The organism is Xanthomonas sp. D-36-1 (assembly GCF_017746155.1).
Classification (GTDB): Bacteria; Pseudomonadota; Gammaproteobacteria; order Xanthomonadales; family Xanthomonadaceae; genus Xanthomonas; species Xanthomonas cissicola.
This window is the reverse complement of record NZ_JAGHWR010000002.1, coordinates 1-15,180: the sequence shown is the minus strand read 5'-3', so window position 1 is coordinate 15,180 and position 15,180 is coordinate 1. Positions and strand designations below refer to the sequence as shown.

The following is a 15,180-nucleotide window of genomic DNA, read 5'->3' as shown; positions in this document are numbered from 1 at the left end:
GCATCGACGTAACGCTACTACGCGCCATCTGCTGATCCTTTCCCGTTCCGCGTCGTGGTCACGCCGGCAGCTTGAAGTCGGCGACCGAACGGCGCAGATCGGCAGCGAGCTGAGCCAGGTTACCGATCGATTCGGCCGTCTGCTCCGCACCCTGCGATGTCTGGCTGGTGATCTGTCGGATCACGCCCATGGTCTGTGTGATATCCGTCGCTGCGGCCGACTGCTGGTGCGCAGCGATGGAAATGTTCTTAATCAGGTTGTTCAAGGCGTTGGACACGCGCTCGATTTCGGTCAGCGCGGTGCCGGCGTCTTCGGCCAGGCGCGCACCGGACACCACTTCGGACGTGGTCTGTTCCATCGAACTGACCGCTTCGTTGGTATCGGCCTGAATGGTCTGCACCAGACCTTCGATGCGTCGGGTCGCACTGGAAGTGCGTTCTGCCAGGCGCTGCACTTCGTCGGCCACCACCGCGAAACCGCGACCGGCTTCGCCGGCCGACGCTGCCTGCACCGCGGCGTTGAGCGCCAGGATGTTGGTCTGCTCGGAAATGTCGTTGATCAGCTCCACGATCGAGCCGATCTCCTGCGAGGATTCGCCCAGCCGCTTGATGCGCTTGGAGGTTTCCTGGATCTGGTCACGGATCTGGTCCATGCCCTGAATCGTCTCGCGCACCACGCCGGCACCTTCGGCGGCGATGACCACCGAGCGCTGCGCCACTTCGGCCGACTCGGTGGAGTTGCGCGACACCTGTTCGATGCTGGCAGCGATTTCGCTGATGCGCTCGGAGGCGGTCGTGATCTGGTTGGCCTGCTGGCCGGCCGCTTCGGCCAGTTGCATGGCCGTGGCCTGGGTTTCCTGGGTCGACACGGCCACCTTGGCGGAGGTGTCGTTGATGGTGGTCACCAGGTGGCGCAGTTCGTCCACGGCGTAATTGATCGCGTCCGCGATGGCGCCGGTCATGTCCTCGGTGACCGAGGCTTTCACGGTCAGGTCGCCCTCACCGAGCGAGCTGATTTCGTCCAGCAACCGCATAATCGCCTGCTGGTTGCGGCTGTTGAATTCCACCTGCGACTGGTAGCGCACGTCCTGCTCGCGGGTCCGCACGCGCACCGAGCTCCACACGAAGCCGATGATCGCCAGCAGCGCGACCAAGCCGGACACCACGCCCAGCCAGAAGTTCGGGAACACGCGCGTATCACGCACCGAACCGAACGCCGAGAATGCATCGAACAGCTTCTTGCTGTCTTCGAGCATCTTGCCGGAGCCTGCCGTCAGTGCGGCGGCCGAGGACTGTGCGGCGAACAGGTTGCGCGAGCTGGCGAGGATGGCGTCGACGTCTTTCTTCATCGTCGTCCACTGCGCCTGCGACTGCTCCAGCGCCGACAACGCGGCCGGGTTGCGCACCGCGGCGATGCCGAGTTCTTCGTTGCCTGTGCGCAGGCCTTCGAGCATCTGCGTGAACACCACCGAGTCGCGTGCCAGTGCGTCGCCCGAGGCGGCTGCATTGGCGCCACCGGCGCGCATTTCAGTGACCCGGCGTGCCATGGTGCCGGCGACCACCACCTGCTGCAGCGTGTTGTAGATCTGCGAGGCAGGCGCGCCGCTGACCGTCATCGCGCGCACCACCTCGTTCAACTGCGCCTGCAACTGCGGCACGCTGCCGGAGAAGCGTTCGGCGTTGCCGGCCAGACCGAGCACCGCCGGTTCGCTGGCGATGACCTGATCGGCGTTTTTGCTCAGCGGCACCCAGGTCGCCTTGAGTTGCGCCATCGAGCTGGCGATCGAGCTTTCCTGGCCGTAACGGCCATCCAGCTCGCTGACCGTGCCGTCGATGCGGCCCTTGGTTTCCTTGAATGCGGCAAAGGCCTTGGCGTCGCCGGACACCGCTTCGCGGCCCTGGTTGGCCAGCTGCTGCGAGAGCACCTGCAAGTCGGCCGCACCGGTGCCGGCACCGGCAAGGCGACTGCCCTGCCAAGTCGCGACGCCGGTGTTGGCGCCAAACACGATCATCGACAACACCAGCAAGCCGAGCCAGAAGCTGGTGCTGACGCTGCCGAGCTTGTTGGTCTTGCGGGCGTCCGGGGCGGTACTCATGGTTCGACCTCGATCTGTATGACGTGGCGGGGTCGCGGCTTAGGCCGCGGCCTGCCGGAATTCAGGAGTGCGCGACAGCAACGCCAGGGAAAACACACCCCAGTCCTGCGTCTCGTTGCGGAAGGCACGGTCGATGAAATGGGCGTAGCGGCCTTGCGCCAACTCGCCGGGTTCCACCGCCTGGACCTGCTCGAAGCTGCGCTGGCCGTACAGCTCATCGATGGTCAGCGCGACGTCGCCGCCGCTCTGACGCATGATCAGCACACGCTGGCCTTCCTGCAGCACCGTGCGACGGCCCTCCAGGAACTGCTTCAGATCGATCACCGGGAACAGATTGCCGCGCAGGTTGCCCACGCCCAGCAGCCAGGGCTGTGCGCCCGGCACCGGAGTGACCGGCGGCATCGGCACGATTTCCGCAACTTCGCGGAAGTCCGAGACCAATCGCCGGGTACCGACGCGATACCCCACGCCGCGCCAGATATCGGCCGAGAACTGGCGTTCCGGCAGCGGCGTGGCGTGCGCCAGACTACGACGCTCGTAGTCTTCGAGAATGTCGAATGGAGAGCGCATCAACGCACCAATTGTCTGATGCGCGCGATCAGATCGTCTTCGCGCGGCGGCTTGACGATGTAGTCGCTGGCACCTTGTCGCAAACCCCAGGCCCTGTCGGTTTCCATGCCCTTGGTGCTGACCAGCAGCACGGGAATGTCCTTGGTTGCCTGGTCGCGTGCGAGAGCACGGGTTGCCTGGAAGCCGCTCATGCCGGGCAACACCACATCCATCAACACAAGATCGGGCGCCTGGCTGCGGACCAGCTCAAGCCCCTCTTCTGCGTTATCGGTGGCGACGACCGTATGGCCTGCTTTTTCCAGCCATTGACTGAAGACTGCCCTGTCGGTGGGCGAGTCCTCGATCAATATAATTCGAGCCATGTTGCCTTTCCCCCTGGTCAGGCGTGGACGTACGTGCGGATCGCGCTCAGTAGTTCTTCACGGGTGAACGGCTTGGTCAGATATTGCTCGGAACCGACGATGCGGCCGCGTGCCTTGTCGAACAGGCCGTCCTTGGACGACAACATGATCACCGGCGTCGATTTGAAGAGCTGGTTGCCCTTGATCAACGCGCACGTCTGGTACCCATCCAGGCGCGGCATCATGATGTCGACGAAAATGATCTGAGGTTGCTGGTCCGCAATTTTGGCCAGTGCCTCGAAACCATCCGTTGCTGTCACTACTTCACAACCTTCCCGCTTCAGCAGCGTTTCGGCGGTGCGGCGAATGGTTTCCGAATCATCAATGACCATCACCTTCAGTCCTGCGAGTTCCCCACCCGCAGCAATGTTTTCACTCATGCAAATATCCCCGGGCGCGCGACGCTTCATCCCTTCCGACGTCGCTACGAAACTGCATGTATATCCCAAGACCCGCATCGACTGTCAAGGGCGCATTGCCGGGGCCCCGCCAGGCGGACGTTCCGACCACGTCTGGGTGCGTCCCGGCCGGCAAGTCGCGCACTACGACCCGCCGGGCGCGCCATCGCCCATCGCTTGAAGTTACCATCGGCAGCCTGTTCGAAAGGTTTAGCCCCATGTCGCTCGACGTCGTTGTGGTGATGGATCCCATCGCCTCCATCAAGATCGCCAAAGACACTACGTTTGCCATGTTGCTCGAAGCACAGCGCCGTGGCCACCGTCTGCACTACGTGCGTCCCGGCGGGCTCAGCCTGCGCGAAGGGCACGCAGTGGCGCAGGTGGCGCCGCTGAGCGTGCGCGAGGACAAAATCAGCTGGTTCACGCTGGGCGAGTTCGCCGAACTGGCGTTCGGGCCCGGCCAGGTGGTGCTGATGCGCAAGGACCCGCCGGTGGATGCGGAATTCGTCTACGACACCCAGGTGCTGAGCGTGGCGCAGCGCGCCGGCGCGCAGATCGTCAACGACCCGCAGGGCCTGCGCGACTACAACGAGAAGCTGGCCGCACTGCTGTTTCCGCAATGCTGCCCGCCGACCCTGGTCAGCCGCGATGCCGCCGCGCTCAAGGCCTTCGTGCTGGACCACGGCCAGGCGGTGCTCAAGCCGCTCGACGGCATGGGCGGACGCTCGATCTTCCGTAGCGGCAGCGGCGACCCCAACCTCAACGTGATCCTGGAAACGCTGACCGACGGCAACCGCAAACTGACCCTGGCGCAGCGCTTCATCCCCGACATCACTGCCGGCGACAAGCGCATCCTGCTGGTGGACGGCGTGCCGGTGGATTACTGCCTGGCGCGGATTCCGCAGGGCGACGAATTCCGCGGCAACCTGGCCGCCGGCGGGCGCGGCGAAGGCCGGCCATTGTCCGAACGCAATCGCTGGATCGCCGCGCAGGTGGGTCCGGAAATGCGCCGTCGCGGCATGCGCTTCGTCGGCCTGGACGTGATTGGCGATTACCTGACCGAGGTCAACGTCACCAGCCCCACCTGCGTGCGCGAACTGGATGCGCAGTTCGGCCTGAACATCGCCGGGCTGCTGTTCGATGCGATCGAGGCCGGCGCCGCGCGATGAGCACGGCCGCGGCCCTGCCGGCACCGATGGACGACGGTCGCCGGCTGATGATGACGCTGGTGATCTCGCTGCTGCTGCACGGCGTGCTGATCCTGGGGGTGGGGTTTGCGGTCAGCGAGGACGCACCGTTGGTGCCGACGCTGGATGTGATCTTCAGCCAGACCAGCACGCCGCTGACGCCCAAGCAGGCCGACTTCCTGGCCCAGGCGAACCAGCAGGGCGGCGGCGATCACGACACCGCGCAACGCCCCCGGGACAGCCAGCCGGGCGTGGTGCCGCAGGACCGCACCGGGCTGGCGCCACAGGCGCAACGCGCCACCAGCGTGAACGCGCCCGAGCCCACCCAGACCCGCGTGGTGACCAGCCGTCGTGGCGAACAGGCGGTGCCGACGCCGCAGCCGAATACGCAGACCGATCCGCTCACCCCGGCCGAGGCGCAGCGCATCCAGCGCGATGCCGAAATGGCCCGGCTCGCCGCCGAAGTGCATCTGCGCTCGGAGCAATACGCCAAACGCCCGAACCGCAAATTCGTCTCCGCCAGTACCCGCGAATACGCGTACGCGAACTACCTGCGTGCCTGGATGGACCGCGCCGAGCGCGTGGGCAATCTGAATTATCCGGACGACGCCCGCCGCCGCCGGCTGGGCGGCAAGGTGGTCATCAGCGTGGGCGTGCGCCGCGACGGCAGCGTGGAAAGCAGCCGCGTGCTGGTCTCCAGCGGGGTACCGTTGCTGGACGATGCCGCGTTGCGCGTGGTGCAACTGGCGCAGCCGTTTCCGCCACTGCCCAGGACCAAGGACGATGTGGACATCCTGCAGGTCACGCGTACCTGGCTGTTCCTGCCCGGCGGCGAGCTGCACGACGATCGCTGAGGTAGCGGGCGCGTTGCGTGCGACGCGCATCGCGCCACACCCTGGCGGCGCTGACCCGATAAACACTGGCAATGCAGCGGCAAGGCCGCTCCGCCGACGCGCACGACCCTCGCAGCGTCCGCTGCGAGAGCGAGGCAGAGACAGCACGCACAACGTCACGCGCGCGCCAGTCCGCCACCGCAATCACGCGTGATCGGGTCACCCATCAAGGGCCGCAAGCAAGACGCCGGCGCTTCACCTACAGCGTGCTGCACACGTGCCGGTCCTTTGAATCGTGGTTGCGGCCTCAGGCCACCGATGCCGCGGCGTACAGACGGTCCGCCAGCGCCACGATCTCTGCCGCGTCCTGCGCGCGCTCGCGCCACGCAGCGGGGATGCCGTCGATGCCGTAAAACGCACCCGCCAGCTGCCCGCAGATCGCCGCAGTGGTGTCGGCATCGTCGCCGAGATTGGCCGCACGCAGCACTGCGTCGGCAAACGTGTCGGTGGTGGCGAAACACCACAGGGCCGCCGACAGCGAATCGATCACATACCCCGTACCGCGGATCTGCGCTGCGGGTACCGCCGCATGGTCGCGGATCGCCAATGCGTGTACCGCAGGCGTCAGCGATGTTTCCGGCTGCGCATGCAGCACCTGATCGCGCGTGCCTCCAAGCAGCGCGGCGCACAGCTGGACCGCGAACAGCCTGCAGGCATCCAGCGCTTCGGCAGCGGCGTGCGTGGTGCGCGAACTATCGGCCGCACGATCGGCCAGTTGGTCAGGACAATGCGCGTAATACATCGCCACCGGCGCCAGCCGCATCAACGAGCCATTGCCGGCCGAGCGCGGATCGGTGCTGCCGCCGAAGGCGGGGCCGCCATCCAGATAGCGCTCCAGCGCCTGGCGCACGGTCGCGCCGATATCGAAGCAGGCACCAGTGCTGCTGAGATAACCGTGCTGGTACCAGTTGCAATAGCGGTTCATCTGATCTGCGGGATCGAACCCCTGCCGATGCAGCAGGCTATGCGCCAGGCACAAGGCCATTGAGGTGTCGTCGGTCCACTGCCCGGCGCGCAACGCGAACGGACCGCCGCCGCGCATGTCGTCGATCGGCGTGAAGCTGCCCGGCGCGCAGAATTCGAGCGTGGTGCCCAGCGCATCGCCCACCGCCAGACCGAGCAGGCAACCGCGAAACCGGGCGCGTCGGGCAGCGTCGGTCATGGCGTTGCGCCAGCCGCCTTTGCGGCGCGGGCAGCCTGTTGCTCGACCAGGGTGAGCGCGACGTTGTCACGCAGATAAGCCGGCTCCACCCGTTCCGGCGCCACGCCTTCGCCGCGCCGCAGGGCCGGCACCGCGAGCGTGAGCAGATCGGCCGCCCGCGGGAGGGCGGCTGCATCGACGCTGGTCAAGCGCGCGGCAAAGCGCTGTTGCAGCAGCGCATCGGCAGCCGCCAGGCCGGTGCCGACGCCGGCAATACCCACTGCAGCGCCCGTGTCGGGCAGCACGAGCGCGTCCGGCGCGCACACCACTTCCGGTGCCAGGTCGAGCAACGTGTCGCCATTGCGCGCAAAGACACCGGCATACACCTCGCCCATGCGTGCATCGATGCAGGCCAGCACCTGGCTCGCTTCGGCAGGCGCACGCAGGGCCAGTACCTGCAGCGTGGAAACGGCCAGCACCGGCAGATCCAGCGCCAGCGCGATCCCTTGCGCCAGGCCGATCGCCAGACGCACGCCAGTGAACGCGCCGGGGCCGCGGCCAACCGCAATCGCGTCGAGCTGGCGACGGGCGATGCCTGCATCGGCCAGCAGTTGTTCGGCCCACGGCAGCGCCAGTTCGGCGTGGCGGCGCGGCGCCAGTTCGAAGCGCTCGATCACGCGACCGTCGACATGCAAGGCGACGGAACAGGCTTCGGTGGATGTCTCGAAGGCGAGGACGTTCATGGCGGGGCCGCAATCAGGAAGAAGAAGATCGGTCGCCGCCGACCGGCAACGCGAGCGCGCCATTCTCGCCCACCGCCGGTTCAACGCCAAAAAACGCCTGCACATCGGCAATGGCATGCGTGCGCGCAAACGGCGGCAGCGACTTCATGAAGGTGCGGCCGTAGCTCTTGTTCACCAGCCGCGGGTCGCACAGCACCAGCACGCCACGGTCGGTTTCGCTGCGGATCAGCCGGCCCACGCCCTGCTTGAGCGCGATCACCGCCTGCGGCAACTGCTCATCGCGGAACGGGTTGCCGCCCTCGCGACGGATCGCATCCAGGCGCGCTTCGAACACCGGGTCGTCGGGTGCGGCGAATGGCAGCTTGTCGATCACCACCACGCTCAAGGCGTCGCCCACCACGTCCACGCCCTCGCGGAAACTGGCCGAGCCCAGCAGCACGCCATTGCCGGAATCGCGGAAGCGCTGCAGCAAGGTCGCGCGCGGCGCCTCGCCCTGCACGAACAAGGGCCATGGCGCGCCGCGTAAGGCTTCGGCCGCTTCGCGCAGCGCGCGGTGCGAGGCGAACAGCAAGAACGCACGGCCGTTGGAGGCTTCCAGCACCGGCGTCAGCGCGCCGATCAAGGCAGTGCCGAACCCGCGTGCGGCCGGATCGGGCAGGTTCGGCGGCAGGTAGCACAAGGCCTGACGCGCCCAATCGAACGGGCTGGGTTGCAGCAAGGTCACCGGATCGCTCAGGCCCAGCCGCTGCGCGATGTGGTCGAATTCGCCGCCCACCGCCAGCGTGGCCGAGGTGAATACCCAGGCGGCCTGCGACTTTTCGCGGTGGTCGCGCAGTGGGCCGGATACATCCAGGGGCGTGCGCTGACAGCGGAAGCCGCGCGGGCTGAGTTCGTACCAGAGCACATCGTTGTCGACCGTCTCTTCCGGCGGATCCTGCGCGAAATCGGCCACCGGCAGATCTTCGCCCAGCCAGCGCGACAGGCGGTTCAACGCTTCTTGCGCACGTGCCGTGCAGCCGTCGAAACCCGGTGAAGCCTCACGCAATGGCAGCAGGGACTCGCCCAACCGCGCCAGCGACGACAGCACGGCATCGAACCCCTCGCGCACCTGCGGCTTGGCCAGCGCACGCCATTGCGTGCCACGTGGCGGCAGCCCTTCCATTCCGGCGCGCAGGCTGCGCAAGGCCTCGTCCAGCGCCAGGATCGGTGCCTGCAGGCTGGCCTGCGCGCCGGCAACCAGGCGCGCTTCGACCATGCAATCGCGCGCCAGCTCCTGCCATGGCCGCATGCCGAAACTTTCGCCGAAGAAATTGGCCGCCAGTTCCGGCAACTGATGCGCCTCGTCGATGACGAAGGCCTGCGCACCGGGCAGGATTTCGCCGAAACCCTCCTGTTTGAGCGCCAGATCGGCCAGCAGCAGGTGGTGATTGACCACCACCAGATCGGCCGCCTGCGCACGCTGGCGCGCCTGCACCACGAAGCATTCGCTGTAGAACGGGCAGTCGGTGCCCAGGCAGTTGTCGACGGTGGAGGTCACCATCGGCAGCAGCGGCGAGTCGTCCGGCAAGGCTTCCAGCTCGGCCATGTCGCCGAACTGGGTGCGCCCGCTCCAGGCCACGATGCGCTGGAACTGCGAGACCTGTTCGGGCGTGGCAAAGCGCGGTTCGCCACGTGCCTGCTGGGTGCGGTACTTGCACAGGTAGTTGGCGCGGCCCTTCAACAACGCACTGCGCAGCCCCACGCCCAGCGCGGCGCGCACACGCGGCAGATCGCGATGGAACAGCTGATCCTGCAGCGCGCGCGTGCCGGTGGAGACGATGGTCTTGAGCCCGGACAGCAACGCCGGCACCAGATAGGCGTAGGTCTTGCCGGTGCCGGTGCCGGCCTCTGCCAGTAATACATCGCGCTGCTCGAACGCCTCGGCAATCGCCCCGGTCAGGCGCAACTGCGCAGCACGCGGCGCGAACGCGTCGAGCTGGCGCGCAAGCGCCCCGCCCTCGCTGAGCGCTTCGATGCTGGCAGTGGCAAGTTGGGACATGGGACCGAACGAAAAACGGACAGGAAGCACGACAGCCTAGCGCGTGCGCGGTGACGCTGCCCGGGTTGCGCTTGATGGATTGCGCACATCCCGCTGCTGCGCCAGCAACCGTCAGGTGCTCCGGCTGTGCTTGCTGAAACCGCACCGGGCAGCCAGGAGCCCCCTCCTCACCTTGGCCTCGAAGTGCTGCAGGCATTCCAAGCACACGAAGGACACGGCCATCCCAGGCATCCACCGCGCCCACCTTGCGGTGTCCGCAGTCGCTACGATCGCCGGCCTTAGTACCGCTTCACGCCTGGCACGGTGCAACCGGCAATCTGCGCCTTGGCAGAGGCGGCGTTTTCCTTTTCGCCACGCGCCAGACGCGACTGCTCGATGGTCGCCCAATGCCGACGGCACAACGGCCCGGTCTTGGACCCCAGGTCGATCGCCTGCTTGGCGAAGCGTTCGGCCGCCGGCCAGTCGGCCTGCAGCACGGACACTTCCGCGCGTTCCTGCAGGATCGCCGGGTCGCCCGACACCAGGCCCAGCGCCTGATCCAGTGCCGCAGCGGCGCCGGCCAGATCGCCGGCCTGGCGTTTGCTCTTGGCGGTCTCGCGCAAATCATCCACCTGCGGGTCGCGCAGCGGCTGCACCGACAGTTCGGTGTCGTCCGCGCCGGCTTCGCGTTCGATCAGCAACAGCCGCTGGGTCGGGGTGGTCGGGTCCACCGGGGTCGGCGGCGGCGCGGGTGGTGCGCTGACGCAGGCGGTGAGTGCGGCCAGGACGCCGATCGGGGCGAGCAAACGGTGCATTCGGTTCATGGGGTCGTTCCAATCAACGCGTGGGTGGGGCCGCGGCAGGTGCAGCGGCAGGGTCTTCGGGCTTCTTTTCCAGACCGAAGAAGCGGCGCCAGCCACCGCCGCTGGATTGTTCGGCAGGTGCGGCCGCTTCGCCGGGCGCGCCCTCGATCGACGGCGCGTTGCCCGCGCACGGTGCGTAGGCCGGCGTGAAGCCGACCACGAACGGGAACTGGCGCGCGCCCGGGCACCCCGGGTCGGTCACGCCGGTGCCGCTGGCGTCCACCCACTGCCAATCCAGGCCTTTGCCGCTGACCTTCAATGGCGCACTCGGCAAGCGGGCGAAGATGCTCGACCACACCCGCATCGCGCCGGTGGCGCCATACAGGCCGGTTTCGGCGTTCTGGTCGTTGCCCATCCAGATCACCGCCAGATGGTCGCCGGTGTAGCCGGCATACCAGCTGTCGCGACCGTCGTTGGAGGTACCGGTCTTGCCGGCCGGCGACAGGCGCCCCAGGCCATCGCCCAGCAGCTGTCGCGCGGTGCCGTTGCTGACTACCTGCTGCAGACCGATGCTGATGAGGTTGGCGGCCACCGAATCGCCCTCCTGCGCCGGTGCCGGGGTCTTGTCGTAACGCTTGAGCAGCTTGCCCTGCGGATCGAGCACGCCGCGCACCGCATGCAGCGGCTGGATCTCGCCGCCGGCCGCCAGGAACTGGTAGAGCTGCGCCATGCCGTACGGGCTCTGGTCGGTCGCGCCCAGGATCAGCGACGGATTCGAGTCGGCCTTGATGCCGGCAAGCACCTGGATCAACTGGGCGATACGATCGGCGCCGACCTGCATGCCCACCCGCACCGTGGCCTGGTTGTAGGAATGCGCCAGCGCATCCACCAGCCGCACCGTGCCATGGCTGCGGCTGTCCGAATTGCCCGGCGACCAGGTCTTGCCGCGGCTGAGCTGCACCGTGACCGGCGAATCGTCGACCCAGCTGGACAGTGCCCAGCGGTCCGGCGAAGCCAGCGCCAGCATGTAGACGAAGGGCTTGAGCAGCGAGCCCACCGGACGCTGCGCCTCCACCGCACGATTGAAGCCCGGCTTGGCCACATCGCGGCTGCCGACCACCGCCAACACATCGCCGTTATGCACGTCGGTGAGCACCAACCCCGCCTGCAGCGGCGGTCGCTTCTTGTTGTCCAGCCGCTTGATGGTGCCGGTCACTGCGCCCTCGGCATACGCCTGCGCCGACGGCGACATGCCGGTAAGCACGCTCATGCCGGCGCCCTGCAGCACGCCTTCCGGATAGTCGTGCGCCAGCTGGCGCCGCACCAGGTCCACATACGCCGGGAAACGGTTGGCAGCGACCAGGCCAGGCTCGGTCGGCACGCCCAATGGCGCAGCCAGCGCGCGCTTGTATTCGGCGTCGTTGATCAGATTGTTTTCGTGCAGCTTGCCGAGCACGAAATTGCGCCGGTCCAGCGCGCGTTCCGGGTTGCGCCGCGGGTCGTAGTACGACGGTCCCTTGACCAGCCCGATCAACAATGCGATCTGCTCGGTGGTCATCGAATTGAGTTCGCGACCGAACCACAGTTCCGCGCCCGACGACACACCGTGGATCGCCTGCCCACCGCGCTGGCCCAGATAGACCTGGTTGAGATAGGCCTCCAGGATGGTGCGCTTGTCGTAACGCGCCTCCATGATCACCGCGTACAGAATCTCGTTGAACTTGCGCGTGAGCGTCTGTTCCTTGCCGATGCCGAGCAGGCCGCTACGGGCCAACTGCTGGGTCAGGGTGCTGGCGCCCTGGCGGACATGGCCGCCGGAACGCGCCATGATCCAGGCCGCGCGCACCATGCCGCTCAGGTCGATGCCGTGATGGCTGTTGAAGTCGCGGTCTTCCACCGCCTGCAGGCCGGTGACCAGCAGCTCGGGCACTTCCTCCATGCGCACCAGGCGGCGCTCTTCCTGCTTCTGACCGTACAGGGTGGCAATGCGCGCCGGGTCCAGGCGTGCGTTTTTGAGCGCTTTGCGGTCGCCGGCGTCGCGCAGGCTGGCCACGCGCCCACCGGCCAGGCTGACGTCGATACGGCGCGCCGGCACGCGTCCATCCACATCGATGTAGCCGCGGCTGGCGATGGTGAAGCGGCTGCCGTCCTGCTGGTAGGTGCCGGCCAGCGTCGCCTGACCGTCGTCGCGGTACGACGCCGCGTCCAGCTCGGTCTTCAGGGTGGCCGCATCCAGTGCGTTGCCCGGTACCAGCACTAAGGGCCGGCCGTACACGCGGGTGGGGATCTGCCAACGCAGTTCGCCAAAGCGCTGGGTGACCTGCTTGTTCAGATACACCGTATAGGGAATCAGGAAACCGAGCGCCAGTGCGAACGCGGCAAATCCCCAGACGATGAGTCTGCGTTGCCAGCGGGAGCCTTGCGCGTTGGTGTCGTCCTCGAAATCGTCGGGAGCGTCGTTGTCGTGGCGTCGGGGCACAGGAATGCGAGAATGTAGAGTCAGGCGAGTCTAGCGCAGCGCTGTCATGGCTGTGACCTGCCGGGCCCGTCGGCCGTTAAGAGCGGCTAACAAAACGACCGATGCCGCTTCGCTAGGCGCGACGTGTTCTCGGCAGCAGCAGGCATGGGTCGCACACTGCGCTGGCAGATGCAACGATTGCCTCGACCCGCGCTCTGCTCGCCACGTTTCACTGCCACACCACGCTGGAGTTCCAACGCAATGTCGATGTCTTTGGCCGATGCGCGCTATCTGTTCAATCGCGTCCTCGGTCTGATCCACCGCAGCGTGGCCAGCATGCGCACGCGCGGCTGGCGCGCCACCTGGCAACGCATTCGCGTGCACACGCAGGCGCCTCCGGTCGTCCTGGGCACGCCGCTGTGGCTGCCGCAGGCCGCCCCGTTCGCGGCGTTCGCGCTGCCGCACAGCCCTACCCCGCGGGTGACGGTGGTGATTCCGGTCTACAACCACATTGCGCACACCTTGGCCTGCCTGCGCGCGCTGGCGGCGCATCCGCCGCTGCTGAGTGTGGAAATCATCGTCGTGGACGACGGCAGCAGCGACGCCACCGCTGAACAGTTGCCGCAGATCGCCGGTCTGCAGTATCACCCGCGTGCGAGCAACGGCGGGTTCATCGCGGCCTGCAACGACGGTATCGCACTGGCCGGCGGCGATTTCGTGGTGCTGCTCAACAACGACACCATTCCGCAGCCCGGCTGGCTGGACCGGTTGATCGACACCTTCGCCCGGTATCCGGCCGCCGGCCTGGTCGGCGCGCAACTGGTGTATCCGGACGGGCGCCTGCAGCAATCCGGCGGCGTGGTCTTCGGCGATGGCAGCGCCTGGAGCTACGGCCGCTTTGGATCGTCCGAAGACCCACGCTATGCATATGTACGCGCGATGGACTACTGCTCGGGCGCGGCAATCGCGCTACCGCGCACGCTGTTGCACACGCTGGGCGGGCTGGACCGGCGCTACATGCCGGCGTATTACGAAGACACCGATCTGGCGTTTGCAGTCCGCGCGGCCGGATATCAGGTGCTGGTGCAGCCGGCCAGCGTGGTGGTGCATGACCGAACCAATGAGACGAAAACGGGATCAGTGGTTGCGGAGCATCAAAGGCAATTCGCCAAAAAATGGGCACTGCAACTCGGCAAACAAGTCCAGCAACCAGTGCTGCCCGGGCCGGCACTGCTGCACCGCCACCAGCGACAGGTCTTGATCCTGGACGAATGCGTGCCGCAGCCGGACCGCGACTCAGGCTCGCTGCGGCAGTTCAACCTGATCCGACTGCTGCGCGAAGAAGGCGCGCATGTCGTCTTCGTGCCGACACGCCGCGAACACGCCGGGCGCCACACCCAGGCATTGCAGCAGCTCGGTGTCGAAGTCTGGTACGCGCCGTTTCTCGAAGGCATCGGCAGCTGGCTGCGCAGCCATGGTGCGCGATTTGCGGTGGTGCTGCTGGTGCGCCACCACGTGGCGCATGCCTGCCTGCCGTTGCTCAGGCAATATGCGCGCCAGGCGCGCACCTTGTTCGATACCGTCGACCTGCATTACCTGCGCGAACGACGCGGTGCCGAGCTGGCCGGCGATGCCAATCTGCTGCGTAGCGCAGAACGCACCCGCGTGCGCGAGCTCGAGATCATGGCGGCCACCGATGTCACCTTGTTGGTGTCTGCCGCAGAACAGGCGCAGTTGCGCGCGGACGCGCCACACATCCGCACTGCCCTGCTGTCCAACCTGCATGAGGTCGCCGGTAGCGGCCACAGCTTCGCGCAGCGCCGCGGCCTGGTCTTCGTCGGCGGCTTTCGTCATCCGCCGAATGTGGATGCGGTACAGTGGTTCATCAGTGAGATCTTTCCGCAGGTCCGTGCGCAGCTGCCCGAGGTGGTCTTCCACTGCATCGGTGCCGACCTGCCCGACGCCCTGAAATTGTTGGCCGACGAATGCCCCGGCGTGCGGCTGCATGGTCACGTTCCGGATCTGGTTCCGTTCATGGACAGCGCACGTATCGCGGTGGCGCCTCTGCGTTTTGGCGCGGGCGTGAAAGGCAAGATCAATCTGAGCATGGCGCACGGCCAGCCGGTGGTCGGCACCACCTGCGCGGTGGAAGGCATGCACCTGCGCGATGGCGAGGATGTGTGCGTCGCCGACGATGCCGAAGCGTTCGCCGCTGCAATCGTGCGGCTGTATCAAGATGCGACGTTGTGGCAGCGCTTGGCCGACAACGGCTTGCGCAACGTGGCCGAGCATTTTTCGCTGGACGCAGCACGGGCGACGGTACGCGAGTTCTTTATTACAGGGTGAGCAGGTGGCTGGGGATTGGCGCCTGGATCGTTTGCATCACGAAACGCCGCAGTACACGCAGTGATTGGCGCTTGATCCGCCTGCGCCGCATCGCGAGGCTGCGCACCTAGTCCGCCCTGAACAACTCG

Annotated in this window: 12 protein-coding genes; 3 read left to right on the top strand and 9 right to left on the bottom strand. The window is 66.8% G+C overall.

Annotated features, from left to right (window positions below; all coding sequences use genetic code 11):
- Positions 1-58 precede the first annotated feature (58 nt).
- The 4 genes from J7367_RS00410 to pilG are packed head-to-tail and all read right to left on the bottom strand — an operon-like array spanning position 59 to position 3,446.
- The gene (locus tag J7367_RS00410; protein ID WP_007967140.1) at positions 59-2,095 is read right to left on the bottom strand and encodes a methyl-accepting chemotaxis protein; all 2,037 of its coding nucleotides are present in this window, start codon (positions 2,093-2,095) and stop codon (positions 59-61) included.
- 39 nt (positions 2,096-2,134) lie between these two features.
- Positions 2,135-2,665, bottom strand: a complete 531-nt coding sequence (locus J7367_RS00405) for a chemotaxis protein CheW (RefSeq protein ID WP_003482487.1) — start codon at positions 2,663-2,665, stop codon at positions 2,135-2,137.
- On the bottom strand, positions 2,665-3,027 hold the full coding sequence (locus J7367_RS00400) for a response regulator (protein ID WP_005913708.1): 363 nt from the start codon (positions 3,025-3,027) through the stop codon (positions 2,665-2,667). The genes J7367_RS00405 and J7367_RS00400 overlap by 1 nt, the downstream gene beginning before the upstream one ends.
- 17 nt (positions 3,028-3,044) lie before the next feature.
- Complete coding sequence (gene pilG / locus J7367_RS00395) at positions 3,045-3,446, bottom strand: twitching motility response regulator PilG (protein ID WP_057660123.1); 402 nt, start codon at positions 3,444-3,446, stop codon at positions 3,045-3,047.
- A gap of 236 nt (positions 3,447-3,682) precedes the next feature.
- Here pilG and gshB point away from each other — a divergent pair, with 236 nt between their 5' ends.
- Together gshB and J7367_RS00385 are read left to right on the top strand one after the other, a co-directional pair.
- Positions 3,683-4,633, top strand: coding sequence for a glutathione synthase (gshB, locus tag J7367_RS00390; protein WP_057660119.1), 951 nt, complete (start codon positions 3,683-3,685; stop codon positions 4,631-4,633).
- Entirely contained in the window at positions 4,630-5,505 is an 876-nt protein-coding gene (locus J7367_RS00385; RefSeq protein ID WP_057660117.1) for an energy transducer TonB, read from the top strand. Before gshB ends, J7367_RS00385 begins: the two co-directional genes overlap by 4 nt.
- 286 nt (positions 5,506-5,791) lie before the next feature.
- Here the strand turns inward: J7367_RS00385 and J7367_RS00380 are convergent, their stop codons facing one another.
- From J7367_RS00380 to mrcB, 5 genes are all read right to left on the bottom strand, one after another.
- Positions 5,792-6,706 (bottom strand): ADP-ribosylglycohydrolase family protein, encoded by a 915-nt coding sequence (locus tag J7367_RS00380; protein WP_007973966.1) that lies wholly within the window; start codon positions 6,704-6,706, stop codon positions 5,792-5,794.
- A complete protein-coding gene (tsaB, locus tag J7367_RS00375; RefSeq protein ID WP_057660115.1) occupies positions 6,703-7,428 on the bottom strand; it encodes a tRNA (adenosine(37)-N6)-threonylcarbamoyltransferase complex dimerization subunit type 1 TsaB in 726 nt (241 codons plus the stop codon). Before tsaB ends, J7367_RS00380 begins: the two co-directional genes overlap by 4 nt.
- A gap of 13 nt (positions 7,429-7,441) precedes the next feature.
- A complete protein-coding gene (locus J7367_RS00370; protein ID WP_057660113.1) occupies positions 7,442-9,466 on the bottom strand; it encodes an ATP-dependent DNA helicase in 2,025 nt (674 codons plus the stop codon).
- Positions 9,467-9,744: 278 nt separating this feature from the next.
- Entirely contained in the window at positions 9,745-10,269 is a 525-nt protein-coding gene (locus J7367_RS00365) for a hypothetical protein (protein WP_007973971.1), read from the bottom strand.
- A 13-nt stretch (positions 10,270-10,282) separates the two neighbouring features.
- Positions 10,283-12,727 (bottom strand): penicillin-binding protein 1B, encoded by a 2,445-nt coding sequence (gene mrcB / locus J7367_RS00360; RefSeq protein WP_057660111.1) that lies wholly within the window; start codon positions 12,725-12,727, stop codon positions 10,283-10,285.
- 240 nt (positions 12,728-12,967) lie between these two features.
- Here mrcB and J7367_RS00355 point away from each other — a divergent pair, with 240 nt between their 5' ends.
- Positions 12,968-15,052 carry a glycosyltransferase gene (locus J7367_RS00355; protein WP_057660109.1) on the top strand — a complete coding sequence of 695 codons (2,085 nt, stop codon included), beginning with the start codon at positions 12,968-12,970 and terminating at the stop codon, positions 15,050-15,052.
- Positions 15,053-15,180 lie beyond the last annotated feature (128 nt).

Excerpts from the sequence above, each read along its gene's own strand:
- J7367_RS00410 (WP_007967140.1), bottom strand. The coding sequence starts at position 2,095 with ATGAGTACCGCCCCGGACGCCCGCAAGACCAACAAGCTCGGCAGCGTC.
- J7367_RS00405 (WP_003482487.1), bottom strand. The coding sequence starts at position 2,665 with ATGCGCTCTCCATTCGACATTCTCGAAGACTACGAGCGTCGTAGTCTG.
- J7367_RS00400 (WP_005913708.1), bottom strand. The coding sequence starts at position 3,027 with ATGGCTCGAATTATATTGATCGAGGACTCGCCCACCGACAGGGCAGTC.
- pilG (WP_057660123.1), bottom strand. The coding sequence starts at position 3,446 with ATGAGTGAAAACATTGCTGCGGGTGGGGAACTCGCAGGACTGAAGGTG.
- gshB (WP_057660119.1), top strand. The coding sequence starts at position 3,683 with ATGTCGCTCGACGTCGTTGTGGTGATGGATCCCATCGCCTCCATCAAG.
- J7367_RS00385 (WP_057660117.1), top strand. The coding sequence starts at position 4,630 with ATGAGCACGGCCGCGGCCCTGCCGGCACCGATGGACGACGGTCGCCGG.
- J7367_RS00380 (WP_007973966.1), bottom strand. The coding sequence starts at position 6,706 with ATGACCGACGCTGCCCGACGCGCCCGGTTTCGCGGTTGCCTGCTCGGT.
- tsaB (WP_057660115.1), bottom strand. The coding sequence starts at position 7,428 with ATGAACGTCCTCGCCTTCGAGACATCCACCGAAGCCTGTTCCGTCGCC.
- J7367_RS00370 (WP_057660113.1), bottom strand. The coding sequence starts at position 9,466 with ATGTCCCAACTTGCCACTGCCAGCATCGAAGCGCTCAGCGAGGGCGGG.
- J7367_RS00365 (WP_007973971.1), bottom strand. The coding sequence starts at position 10,269 with ATGAACCGAATGCACCGTTTGCTCGCCCCGATCGGCGTCCTGGCCGCA.
- J7367_RS00355 (WP_057660109.1), top strand. The coding sequence starts at position 12,968 with ATGTCGATGTCTTTGGCCGATGCGCGCTATCTGTTCAATCGCGTCCTC.